At 38.3% G+C, this 11,856-nt stretch carries 12 protein-coding genes; 3 read left to right on the top strand and 9 right to left on the bottom strand.

What is annotated here, in order from left to right; genetic code table 11:
* The first annotated feature begins 32 nt into the window (after positions 1-32).
* Together IWC72_RS11585 and IWC72_RS11580 are read left to right on the top strand one after the other, a co-directional pair.
* Positions 33-836 (top strand): Cof-type HAD-IIB family hydrolase, encoded by an 804-nt coding sequence (locus IWC72_RS11585; RefSeq protein ID WP_194529856.1) that lies wholly within the window; start codon positions 33-35, stop codon positions 834-836.
* A 31-nt stretch (positions 837-867) separates the two neighbouring features.
* On the top strand, positions 868-2,184 hold the full coding sequence (locus tag IWC72_RS11580; protein WP_194529855.1) for a DUF819 family protein: 1,317 nt from the start codon (positions 868-870) through the stop codon (positions 2,182-2,184).
* A 32-nt stretch (positions 2,185-2,216) separates the two neighbouring features.
* Here the strand turns inward: IWC72_RS11580 and IWC72_RS11575 are convergent, their stop codons facing one another.
* The 3 genes from IWC72_RS11575 to rpiA are packed head-to-tail and all read right to left on the bottom strand — an operon-like array spanning position 2,217 to position 5,484.
* The gene (locus IWC72_RS11575) at positions 2,217-3,182 is read right to left on the bottom strand and encodes an aldo/keto reductase (RefSeq protein WP_194529854.1); all 966 of its coding nucleotides are present in this window, start codon (positions 3,180-3,182) and stop codon (positions 2,217-2,219) included.
* Between the two features lie 10 nt (positions 3,183-3,192).
* Positions 3,193-4,761 (bottom strand): protein adenylyltransferase SelO, encoded by a 1,569-nt coding sequence (locus tag IWC72_RS11570; protein ID WP_194526349.1) that lies wholly within the window; start codon positions 4,759-4,761, stop codon positions 3,193-3,195.
* A 48-nt stretch (positions 4,762-4,809) separates the two neighbouring features.
* Entirely contained in the window at positions 4,810-5,484 is a 675-nt protein-coding gene (gene rpiA, locus IWC72_RS11565; protein ID WP_194526348.1) for a ribose-5-phosphate isomerase RpiA, read from the bottom strand.
* 206 nt (positions 5,485-5,690) lie between these two features.
* On the opposite strand from rpiA, the gene IWC72_RS11560 reads away from it, so the two are divergent.
* Positions 5,691-6,392, top strand: coding sequence for a DUF4369 domain-containing protein (locus IWC72_RS11560; protein ID WP_194529853.1), 702 nt, complete (start codon positions 5,691-5,693; stop codon positions 6,390-6,392).
* Between the two features lie 43 nt (positions 6,393-6,435).
* On the opposite strand, the gene IWC72_RS11555 is transcribed toward IWC72_RS11560, so the two are convergent.
* The 6 genes from IWC72_RS11555 to IWC72_RS11530 all read right to left on the bottom strand — a co-directional run bounded on the left by IWC72_RS11555 (position 6,436) and on the right by IWC72_RS11530 (position 11,844).
* Entirely contained in the window at positions 6,436-6,705 is a 270-nt protein-coding gene (locus IWC72_RS11555) for a hypothetical protein (RefSeq protein WP_194526346.1), read from the bottom strand.
* A gap of 81 nt (positions 6,706-6,786) precedes the next feature.
* Positions 6,787-7,749: a type I phosphomannose isomerase catalytic subunit gene (locus tag IWC72_RS11550; RefSeq protein WP_194529852.1), complete on the bottom strand. Its 963-nt coding sequence runs from the start codon at positions 7,747-7,749 to the stop codon at positions 6,787-6,789.
* 31 nt (positions 7,750-7,780) lie between these two features.
* On the bottom strand, positions 7,781-8,188 hold the full coding sequence (locus IWC72_RS11545; RefSeq protein WP_194526344.1) for a 6-pyruvoyl trahydropterin synthase family protein: 408 nt from the start codon (positions 8,186-8,188) through the stop codon (positions 7,781-7,783).
* Positions 8,172-8,717 (bottom strand): isopentenyl-diphosphate Delta-isomerase, encoded by a 546-nt coding sequence (idi, locus tag IWC72_RS11540; RefSeq protein WP_194526343.1) that lies wholly within the window; start codon positions 8,715-8,717, stop codon positions 8,172-8,174. The genes IWC72_RS11545 and idi overlap by 17 nt, the downstream gene beginning before the upstream one ends.
* A 140-nt stretch (positions 8,718-8,857) precedes the next feature.
* Positions 8,858-9,808, bottom strand: a complete 951-nt coding sequence (locus tag IWC72_RS11535; RefSeq protein WP_262893480.1) for a PorP/SprF family type IX secretion system membrane protein — start codon at positions 9,806-9,808, stop codon at positions 8,858-8,860.
* Between the two features lie 8 nt (positions 9,809-9,816).
* Positions 9,817-11,844 (bottom strand): Ig-like domain-containing protein, encoded by a 2,028-nt coding sequence (locus IWC72_RS11530; RefSeq protein ID WP_194529851.1) that lies wholly within the window; start codon positions 11,842-11,844, stop codon positions 9,817-9,819.
* Positions 11,845-11,856: the final 12 nt, after the last annotated feature.

Genomic DNA, 11,856 nt, shown 5'->3' with positions numbered 1-11,856 from the left:
ACCAACCATTACAAATTTTAAAATCTAAAAAATTGAATTATAAAATACTCTGCTCAGACCTAGATGGAACGCTATTAACCTCCAAAAGTGATGTTTCTGAACATACTATATCCGAAATTAAACGCATAAAATCTCAAGTGAAAATCATTCTGGTATCTGCCCGTATGCCAAGTGCTATGACATATATTCAAAAAGACCTTGAGGTTGAAGACCAACCTATTATTTGTTATAATGGGGCATTGGTTCTCAATGGCAACCAAGAACTCTCTTCTGTGCATATTCATACAGAACACCTGCAACAAATCTATGAATTGGCAGAAGCTAATAACACCCAACTTGGTTTATACTATAACAATGAATGGTATGTAGAATCGGACTCTGAACGTGTTCAAAAAGAAATTAAGTACACAAAATCTTCTCCCGTTTTTAGGCCAACTCCAGAAACACTTTCAGATTGGTCTGCCCGTGAAATTGGGGCTCACAAAATAATGCTCATGAGCACTAAAGATGATGCAGATGCCCTTTATCCTATTCTTGAAAAAAAATTAGGTGAGTATCTTAATCTATATCGTTCTAATGATACTTTAATAGAAATCGCTCCTAAATCGGTTTCAAAATTATCGGCTATTGAATCGTTATTACAAGAAGGTGAATCGCTTGAGCATGTTATCTCTTTCGGCGATAATTATAATGATATTGATATGCTACAAAATAGTGGTTGTGGTGTAGCCGTAGGCAATGCTAGAGAAGAAGTTAAGGCCGTTGCTAATGCGGTAACCCTGCCCAACACTGAGAATGGCGTGGCACACTATATTAAAAAGCATCTGGTAATTTGATTATATTTGAGGAAACGTACCCAAAAATCATATGACCAAACCGCTTTTACCCGCTCCGCTAATTACTGATGACACTGTTGTTTTTGGACTTTTAGCACTCTGCCTAGGCTTCATTTTTTATGGCTCCTCTAAAAAAACAGGGTTTTGGAGTAAATTCTACGGTATTGTTCCTGGGGTGCTTATGTGTTATTTATTACCAGGTATTCTTGCCTCCACAGGTATTGTAGCCGAAAAATGGGAAACCCTAAGCGAAACAGGTGAAATCATAACCCACACGTCTAGTCTGTATTATGTAGCCAGCAGGTATTTGCTACCTGCAGCTTTAGTACTCATGACGTTGAGCATCGATTTAAAAGCGATTATGAACTTGGGTTCAAAAGCCTTGATTATGTTCCTAACGGGAAGTGCGGGAATTATAATAGGCGGACCTATTGCTATTTTAATCGTTTCTATTTTTTCTCCTGATACCGTGGGCGGTAATGATTTTGATGCTATTTGGAGGGGATTATCTACCATTGCCGGTAGTTGGATCGGTGGAGGTGCCAACCAGGCTGCCATGTATGAAATCTTTAAATATAATCCTGAAAAATACGGTGCCATGGTATTGGTAGACATTGTTGTTGCCAATATCTGGATGGCAATTATTCTCTTAGGCGTGGGCCGAACCAAACAAATTGACAAATGGCTCAAGGCTGATACCTCGGCTATTGAAACCCTAAAAGTAAAAGTGACCGCATTTGCTGAAAAAATAACCCGAGTACCGACGCTAAAGGATTATATGATGATGCTCTGTTTTGCTTTTGCGGCAACGGGTATTGCGCATTTCTTCGGTAATCATATGAGTACCGTACTGACCAATTCATTTGAAAGTGTAAGCGACCAGAAAAGCTTTTTGTCTTTCTTAGGCTCTAGTTTCTTTTGGATGGTGGTTATTGCCACAGCTGCCGGTATAGCTTTATCATTTACCAAAGCAAAAAATTATGAAGGTGCCGGAGCCAGTAAAATTGGTGGTATGTTCATTTACCTTTTGGTTGCGACCATAGGAATGAAAATGGACTTAGGAAAAGTTCTTGAAAACCCAGGGTTGATTGCCATTGGCTTTATATGGATTTCCATTCATGCGGGACTATTGATTCTTGTAGCCAAACTGATTAAAGCTCCTTTTTTCTTTCTAGCGGTTGGTAGCCAAGCCAATGTGGGTGGTGCCGCTTCTGCCCCAGTAGTGGCTGCGGAATTTCATCCGTCATTGACTTCCGTGGGGGTGCTTTTGGCTGTTTTTGGTTATGTAGTGGGTACTGGTGGTGCACTGTTGTGTGCTTATTTGATGGAGGTAGCTTCGGCACTTTAAATTTCAGGATTACTTTTTTTAGCAAATTATATTTATCCCCAACTCAACTTACTGCGTTCTGCCCAGTATGCCTTTGAATTTACTTTTTCCGCTCTAAGTTGTTCTAGTTCTTCTTTATTTAAGGTAAAGTTATTTGCTTTTAAATTTTGTTCTAATTGCATGATATCTGCTGCACCGCTCAACACATAATCCGGTTGAAGTCCATCTATAACAAAACGAAGCGCAATGGCATCCATACCAACTTGGTGACGTTCTGCTAGCGCTTGTAATTTTATATACAAAGATTGATATTGTGGATACTTTGTATTGGGAAATACCCGACCATTGGCCAGCGCTTCTTTAATTATGAGTTTCTTTCCCTGCAATTGTACCTCTCGTAACACCGGCAAAGTAGCTTGTTCCAATATATTGAACGTAACCTGAAAACTATCAAAAACTACTTCCCTGTTTATTCTAATTTGCAACGCGTTTTCTATGACCTCATTTTGATTTGGTCCGCTTGTAGAAATACCTATTTTGAGTCCGGTTGTTCTTTTTATTTCCAAGAGCTTTTCCAAAACAGGCTTATTTTGAAGCACACCGCTCTCAAAAGTCGCGGAATGAATTTGATAATACTCCAAAGCGGGAAGTAAGTATTGCGATACTTCCCATTGTTCCGTAAGCTTCGCTAGAGAATGCTCTTTTACTTCGTGAGCTCCCTCATACCCCAGTTGCCAGTTGGCAACATAGGTATAGCCCCATTTGGTTCCCAAAACTACATCTGTGTGATTACGGCTCTCGTTCCAGTCTTTTAGAAATGCTTCACCCTTACCGTAAGAAGGTGCAGTATCAAAATAGCGCACCCCTTTTTCGTAGGCCGCATCAAGTACTTTAAAAGCATTGGCTCTAAAAGCAACTTCTGATTTATCTCTATCCGAGCTATCGATATTTATATATTCTGGCCGGCCCAAAGCGGCCATACCCAGCCCTATTTGGGTTTTGGAATTATTTTTGATCATAGAATCTATTTTACGAGCTGCAGGACAACATAGAACATCCTACTTTGTTTCTGGCCCAATCTGGTCGTTTGGCAAACCACTTCTGATGTTGGGGTTGTTCGTCATAGGGCTTTTTCAAAAGATTGAATAATTCATCAATTAGAGTATAATCCCCTTCATCTGCAGCATCAATCGCCAATTGCGCCATATAGTTACGCAATACGTATTTTGGGTTTACGGCATTCATTTTTTCCTTTCGTTCAGCATCAGTGAGACTTTCTTTATCCAAACGAGTTTGATAGGTATTAAACCAAAGCAACCATTTATCCAATACTTCACCTTTCACCTCCTCAGGAATATAGAACGCATCTTCAACCACGTTTATATAGGAGTCCGCATTCTCAACTTCTTTTTTAAACTCGGCTAGATTTCTAAAGAATAGTGTCATATCGGTTTCGGTTAGTTGTAAATTTTCTTCTAAGTCATCTAACAACTTTTGGTCATTGACATCCTCAGAAAATAGTCCGATTTTAGATTTCATCATCTCCTGGTACTTCTCCTCAAATTCCGTTTTGAAACCTTCTAAAACATTTTCTAATGGTTCTGCCTCTCCAATTAAAGGGTACAGCGCATTTGCCAATTGGTACAGGTTCCACAGCCCAATATTAGGTTGATTCCCATACCTGTATCTGCTGTGTTGCCGGTCCGTTGTATTTGGCGTCCATCCATGGTTATACCCCTCTAGCCAACCGTAAGGGCCATAGTCTATGGTCAAACCAAGAATGGATAAATTATCCGTATTCATTACCCCGTGTACAAAACCTACCCGTTGCCAATGCACCAACATTTCTAAAGTAGCATCTGCCACAGCCTGAAAAAACTGAACATACGTTTCTTTAGATGGTTCGCCCAGCTCCGGAAAAAAATGGTTGATTGTATAATCTACCAGCGTTCGCATAGTTTTAATGTCTTCCCGCGCAGCAAAAATTTGATAATTCCCAAAACGGAGAAAAGAGGGCGCAACGCGACAAACAATAGCACCTTTCTCATAAGCAGGATTACCATTATAAAGTACATCGCGTAGTACTTGGTCTCCAGATAATGCCAAGGACAAGGCTCGTGTTGTGGGAACACCCAAATGAAACATAGCCTCACTACACAAATATTCCCGAATGGATGAACGCAAAACCGCAAGTCCATCCGCTGTTCTAGAGTACGGCGTTTCACCGGCGCCTTTTAATTGTAGAGCCCAGTGTTTTCCGTTATGTTCTATTTCTGTAAGGTTAATGGCCCTGCCATCTCCCAATTGCCCAGCCCAATTACCAAATTGGTGTCCACCATAGCACATGGCATAAGGAGTGGTTCCTTCTAACACCTGATTACCTGTAAAGATTTTTAGAAATTCCTCGCTCTGAACGTCCTCTTCGGAAAGGCCTAATTCTTTTGCCATTTCCGGAGATATATGAATCATACTAGGGTTGGGGGTCTGCTTTGGTGCGGCATAGGAAAAACAAGCTTTTTCTACCTGCCTTCTACTATTCTCCAAAATTGGGTCCGCTGGTAATTCTTTATTAAAAGTCTCTTGTATATTGAATTTCATCTGTTTACCATTTTTCATTTTCTCCCCCTCAACAAACAGCTAAAAGGTCTACTTCTTAAATGTTGCCACCTTGTTACCCTGCCCTACCAAAACCAAATCCGTAGAGGACAGAAAAAGACCTGTTTCGACGACTCCAGGAATTTGAATAAGAAGCGTATTTAATTCTTTTAAATCATCCTTTTGAAAAATATCAACGTCAAGAATGTAATTGTTCTCATCCGTTTTATACACCTCATCGTTTTTCATTCGCAACTTAGGCTGCAAATCTAAATGTTCCAACTCCGCAATAATGGTCTGGGTTGCAAAAGGAATAGTTTCTATGGGAAGTTGAAATTTTCCTAAACGTTCTACTTCCTTACCCGAGTCTGCTATAATTATATTGAACCTTGAGTTATGTGCCAATATTTTCTCCCGAAGCAATGCTCCTCCTCCACCTTTTATTAACTGTAGCTGTGGGTCGAATTCATCCGCTCCATCAATGTTGATATCCATGGTTCCCGCCTCATCCAACGAAAGCAAGGAAATTCCTGCTTGTTTTGCCAGTCTGGCCGTAGCATCTGATGACGGTACACCCTTCATAATGAGTCCACCTGCTACTCTCTTCCCCAACTCTGCAATCATAAAAGCCGCGGTAGACCCAGAACCTAGACCAACTAGCATTCCATTCTTTACATATTCCGCAGACGCGATTGCCGCAATCCATTTTTCATTTTCAGCACTCATATATTAACTTTTATTAAAGTTCAATAATCGAAAAGATATTAAATTATTTACAGAAATAGGGTTCTTATTGGTCGTAATCCGAGCTGTTTTCTTTCCTCCTACGCTACAAAAATACAGTACCATTTGATAACCTCTCATAGATTTCAAAAATAGCTTCTAAAGGAAACCAAAAAAAATATAGATATTTGCGCCACCAAAAACTAAACATGAAAAACATAATTCTTTTAAGTGCTGTTTCTCTTCTGTTGTTTTCTTGTGGAGGAAACACCAAAAATACGATGACGGTTACCGGAAATGTAAAGGGACTCAAGAAAGGCACTCTTTACCTTCAACACGTACCTGATTCCGTTTTAACCACTATAGATTCTTTGCAAATAGAAGGCGATGGTAATTTTAGCTTTACTACAGAACTTGAAAGTCCAGAGATTTTCTACCTCTACTTAAATAAAAAAGATGCTAACGATGTAAACGATCGTATTACCTTTTTTGGTGAGCCCGGTACTGTGACCATCAATACATCTTGGAATACGTTTGATACGAATGCTAAAATAACAGGTTCTGAAAGTCAGGAAAGACTAGAGGAATATAGAAAAACAATGTCTCGGTTTAATATGAAAACCTTAGAAATTGTTCAAACGGCAAATGACCCAAATAACGTTCTGGATTCGTTACAATTAGATTCTGTTCAAAGGTTGAGTGATCGTAATATGCAAAGAGGTTATGCCTTTTCTTTAAACTACGCATTAAACCACAAGAACTCATATATAGCGCCTTATATAGCACTTAATGAAGTACCCGATGCAAATGTAAAATATCTGGATTCCATTTACAACGTACTCTCGCCAGAGGTATCCGAATCTAAATACGGAAAGCAACTAAAAACGTATTTAGAGAGTATTAAAAAGTAAAAAAGCCCGCAATTGCGGGCTTTTCATTTAGTTCTTAAAAGGCTTAATTTAATTTATTCACCTTTTCAACAAGACCTGTAGCCTTTGTTTCTAATTCTTGACGAACTGCTGTTAAGTGTTTCTTTCTATTTTCAACACCTCTTTGGTTCACTTTCTGAATTAAGTCATCAAAAGTCTCGATAGCTTCATCAATAACTTTAGCTCCTTCTTTAGACTCTTGGTCAGCATTAGCAGCTTCTACAATATATACTGCTTCAATGATGTCTCCTAAGACATTATTAATGTCCTTCTTTAATTCTTTTACACTTGCCATTATCAATAAATTTTATGCAAAAATAAGCTATTTATAATCAATTTGAACAGAAAATATCTGAAGCGAAACGCTAAAAGGACGTTAAATAGTCACCTCTAAAAGTTTTGCTCCTTCTGTTGTTATTTTTATAGTGTTAGATTGAGCAGGTAAAAGCGTAGTCTCTCCTTTTTGAATTACTACCGAACCGTTTTCATTTGCAATAGTGGCCGAACCACCCACACACATAAAAATAGTGAACGAATCACGTTCTGTAACATCTTGCGTTAAACCTGAGTTCAAGTCTAAAAAATCGGTTTTAAAATACGGACAATCTACCATATCGTTCACGGTATTCTTGTCGTTGCTATACTTCACCTTAAAATCGTCTTTCTTAGTGTAATCTATTGCATCTAAAGCTTGTTCTGTGTGCAACTCTCTAAGGTTTCCGTTTTTGTCTTTTCTGTTGAAATCAAAAACACGATAGGTAACATCCGATGTTTGTTGAATTTCCGCCAAAAGAACACCTGCACCTATGGCGTGAATTTTCCCGGTATTAATAAAAAAGGTATCCCCTTCTTTCACTTTCTCGTAGTTTAAAAGGTCTAGAAGCGTATCATTCTCCATACTTTCGGCATACTCTTCTTTACTTACGTCTTTATTGAAACCAACTATTAAGCTAGCATCATCATCCGCATCCATAACATACCACATTTCTGTTTTTCCGAAAGAATTATGGCGTTTTTTAGCCAATTCATCATTAGGATGCAACTGGATAGATAAGTCTTGTTTAGCGTCAATAAATTTGATGAGAATAGGAAAGTCTGTTCCAAATCTTTCATAAACACTTTTACCCAATACAGTTTCTGGGTCTTTTTCTATAAGTTCCTGCAATGAAGCACCGGCAAGGTCTCCATTAGCAACTACGGAAATATCTCCTGGAACGGTAGAAAGCTCCCAACTTTCACCTGTAATATCGTTTTCAATTGGTTTACCCAAAACATCTTTGAGTTTGGTTCCGCCCCAAAGGCGCTCTTTTAAAATAGGATTAAATTTTAAGGGATGCATAGCGTTTGTTTATAGTTATTTATTTTTCGGTTTAACCGGAATAGGTAACAAAATTTCGGGGGGTTTCATAAAGTACAACCTCAAGCTCATGATCTTCATTAATATGAGGTCTCAATTTATTCCAAATTACTATAGATATGTTCTCTGCGGTTGGGTTAACATCTTTAAATTCTGGAACTTCAACATTTAAGTTTTTGTGATCTAAGGCGTCTTCTACTTTTTCTTCTATTAGGTCTTTTAAAACCTTCATGTCCATTACAAAACCAGTCTCTGGGTCTATTTTACCCGTAACACTCACTACTAACTCATAGTTGTGACCGTGATAATTAGGATTGTTACACTTGCCAAAAACCTGAGAATTCTTAGCATCGCTCCACTCTTTACGATTTAAACGGTGAGCGGCATTAAAATGGGCCTTTCTACTAACCTTTACTTTCATCTTTTGTTGAATTTTGACCTATGTGATCATAAAACTTTTCAAAAATAATCTTGAACCAAGCCGTATAGGTATCCGGATTCTTGGCGATGTCTTTTTTAACATCCTCAGGTTTCATCCATTTCCAATCTGCTACCTCATCTGGGTTTATTTGGGGTTCACCAATATAACTGCCCATCATTACATGATCAAATTCATGTTCCGTAAGACCATTATCAAAAGGGGCTTTATAAATAAATGAGAAAAGTTCTTTGAGTTCCGTTACAAAACCCATCTCTTCTTGCAACCTTCTTTTACCTGCTTCTATATTACTTTCGCCTTCACGTTGGTGACTACAACAGGTGTTGGTCCATAGTTGGGGAGAATGATATTTATGGGACGCTCTCTGCTGCAACATGGTCTCGCCCTTATCATTCATTACAAAAACGGAAAATGCCCTATGGAGCACAGCTTTCTCATGTGCTTCCATTTTTGGCATTGTACCTATTTGATTATTTTCTTGGTCTACCAAGATTACTTGTTCTTCTTTCAATACTACTATTTTTCTTTAGGGGAATTAAAGACTTGCTTCAATAGCAAAAATAACATCTTTAAACTAGTATATTGTGAACAGGGTGATAAATTATGGAAAGTTGTTTTATTGCGACAACAATTGCTTCTTTAGAATCGGTTCTAAAAGAATCGAGGAGATTTTAAGTTGCCTTTGGTGCTAATGAAATCATACCTTAAGATAGCCTCAAAAGACCCTGAATTGTAAACTGCTTTTCCTAATTCAGTAACTTCACGATCATATGCAAGACCGATTAAGAATTTTTTGGATATATTGAAACCTACCATACCACTTACCGCGGCATCCCAACGATATGCAGCCCCAAGAATAAACTTTTCACTAAACATAAAATTTGCCGAAATATCTACCTGTAGTGGCGCACCCGTTACCAATTTAGTAAGCAATGTGGGTTTAAATTTTGTATTATCATTTAAATCCCAAACATAGCCTGTTATAAGGTAAAAATTCATCTGTTCTTTGGCTGTGGAAGGTGTTGGACCATCTTTAAAATGAACGGTCTGTAATATACGTGGTACCGAAAGACCTACATAAAACCTTTCATCATGGTAATACACTCCGGCACCCACGTTAGGCGAAAATTTGTTCTCTATATCATTCTGTAAACTTGTATCCGTAGTAAATTGATTCAGCTCCGAAAAACGAACATCCAATAGATGGGCACTCCCCTTTAAACCGAAACTCAATCTACCTTCTGAAGAGGTATAAACAGTATATGAAAAATCTATATCTATGTAAGTTTCTGAAGTAGGTCCAATTTTATCATTCACAATAGATGCGCCCAAACCAACACCTCTATACCCAATGGGAGAATGTATATTAAAAGTCTGCGTTGTAGGTGCTCCATCAAGTCCAACCCATTGCGAACGATGCAAAAGAGCGGTACTGATATGACCTCGCGAACCTGCGTACGCGGGATTTACACTTACGGTATTATACATATACTGGGTATACTGAGAATCTTGTTGTGCAATGGTATTTTGAACGGTTGCCATACATAATAGGGCAAGCATTACACCAAGTTTACGAGCGGTTTTTCTGAGATTTGGGATCATCGTTACTGCTATCTGTTAATATATATGTATCCTGAAAGAGTTTGTTGTTCTCCTTTAGCATCTTTGTAATCTAAAATATAAAAGTAGGTTCCTACTGGTAACTTTCTATCTGCATCAACTGTAACCCTACCTTGAGAGGTTCCATCAAATACATTTCCTTCCGTATTATAAGCTTGTGTATTGTAGACCAGAACACCCCATCTATTATAGATTCTAATTGAGTTATCCGGATAGTTTTCCAAACCTGTAATCGTAAGCACATCATGAGCTCCATCATTATTAGGTGTTACTACATTGAACACTTCAATAGGATCTTCCTCTACATTAGGCTCCAGGTATTCAGGAATACCATTACCATCTATATCGTCATTGGCATAATTACCATCAATATTGGTATCTTCATCTTTACTCTGTATACCGTCATCATCATCATCCGTATCTCTGTAATCAGATTCGCCATCACCATCTGTGTTTGGTAAATCATTATACGGATCGTTAATTTCATCATTGACATCTAAATCAATAGCCGTTTCACCTTCATAGCCATCATCAAGACCATCTCGATCTTTATCAGAACCTATTAAAGTAACGTCAGGAATACCATCTCTGTTGTGATCATGTGCTTCTATACGATCTGGTATATTATCATTATCACTATCATCGTCAACATAATCCGGTAAATCATCTCCGTCTGTATCTTCTGGAATAATACCCAACAATCCGTTGTTTTCATAGGCATCATCTACACCATTACCGTTCAAGTCTAATCCACTTGGAGCAATGTAATCGATCGTAGTTTGAGCTTCTACATTATCAGGAATACCATCATCATCACTATCAATATCTAGATAATCAGGGATACCGTCATTGTCCGTATCCGTTGGATGTGTAGACGGGTCATTATCAGCATCTAGATTCAAGTCTTCAAAACTATCTAAGATTCCATCGTCATCCGTATCCAAATCAGTAGCATCAGACACTAAAATAGTTACCGTAGCTGTATCACAATTACCCGCTGTATCACAAACTGTATACGTAAACGAATCGCTACCATCAAAATTTTCGTTGGGTATATAGGTCACCGTATCATCTGATATATCATTAGGCGTTCCTCCATTATCTAGAGTGATTGTTCCATTACTAGGGTTGGTTGTTGTTAAGGTTCCTATGGATGGTATATCGTTATCATTCCCTAAAATATCTAATAAAATAGGGGTATCCTCAGTTGTTGCTACACTATCATCAATAGTATCTAAAATTGGAAGCACATCTACCGTAACCGTAGCCGTACTACAATCTCCAAAAATGTTGCAAACTGTATAGGTGAATGTATCCTGACCGTTATAGTCCGGGTCTGGAATATAGGTTACAATATCATCTGTAGGGTCATTTGGTGTTCCATTATTATCAATTGTAACCGAACCATTTGTTGGGTCAGTCGCAGTAAGTGTGCCTTCAGTAGGAAGTTCGCTGTCATTATCATAAATATCTACAATAACCGAACTATCTTCATCAACAGTAATTAAATCATCAACAAGAATAGCCGATTCATCAATACATACCACAGTGAAGCTTGGTAAATTTTTGGAATTGCCCGCTTTTGTAATGGTTGCTATATAACGTTCTACATTTTGTGTGGCAATTACCATTGGTGCACTTTGATCACCTGGTAAAGGAGGGTTCCAACTGACCGATGCTCCCGCTGAAAGATTATTCGTATTATCACTAATATCTAGAGTCACCTCATTGTATGGAGAATTACAGTTGGTTACTATAAAATAACTTGTTGCATTCTTACCACATAAAGTGCCGTCATAAGTAGCGAAATAAATCCCCTGATCAGTAACTTCTAAAAAAGAATCCGTACTCAAAATCGTGCTTGTATCTTGCGCCTCGTACCATCTGAAATTGGTTCTGGTCTCTTCTGCAGTATCATCCGGTGCCCTCAATAAATACTGAGCGTTGGATATGGCAAGCCCCAGAATGGTAAAAACCAAACTGAGGACAAGTTTTTTATATGTAGATTTTGCTTTCAAATCGATTGGTTA

It is taken from the genome of Zobellia roscoffensis (assembly GCF_015330165.1).
Classification (GTDB): domain Bacteria; phylum Bacteroidota; class Bacteroidia; order Flavobacteriales; family Flavobacteriaceae; genus Zobellia; species Zobellia roscoffensis.
The sequence above is the reverse complement of the archived record's forward strand: the minus strand, read 5'-3'. Positions and strand labels throughout refer to the sequence as shown.

Excerpts from the sequence above, each read along its gene's own strand:
- IWC72_RS11580 (WP_194529855.1), top strand. The coding sequence starts at position 868 with ATGACCAAACCGCTTTTACCCGCTCCGCTAATTACTGATGACACTGTT.
- IWC72_RS11575 (WP_194529854.1), bottom strand. The coding sequence starts at position 3,182 with ATGATCAAAAATAATTCCAAAACCCAAATAGGGCTGGGTATGGCCGCT.
- IWC72_RS11570 (WP_194526349.1), bottom strand. The coding sequence starts at position 4,761 with ATGAAATTCAATATACAAGAGACTTTTAATAAAGAATTACCAGCGGAC.
- rpiA (WP_194526348.1), bottom strand. The coding sequence starts at position 5,484 with ATGAGTGCTGAAAATGAAAAATGGATTGCGGCAATCGCGTCTGCGGAA.
- IWC72_RS11560 (WP_194529853.1), top strand. The coding sequence starts at position 5,691 with ATGAAAAACATAATTCTTTTAAGTGCTGTTTCTCTTCTGTTGTTTTCT.
- IWC72_RS11555 (WP_194526346.1), bottom strand. The coding sequence starts at position 6,705 with ATGGCAAGTGTAAAAGAATTAAAGAAGGACATTAATAATGTCTTAGGA.
- IWC72_RS11550 (WP_194529852.1), bottom strand. The coding sequence starts at position 7,749 with ATGCATCCCTTAAAATTTAATCCTATTTTAAAAGAGCGCCTTTGGGGC.
- IWC72_RS11545 (WP_194526344.1), bottom strand. The coding sequence starts at position 8,188 with ATGAAAGTAAAGGTTAGTAGAAAGGCCCATTTTAATGCCGCTCACCGT.
- IWC72_RS11535 (WP_262893480.1), bottom strand. The coding sequence starts at position 9,808 with ATGATCCCAAATCTCAGAAAAACCGCTCGTAAACTTGGTGTAATGCTT.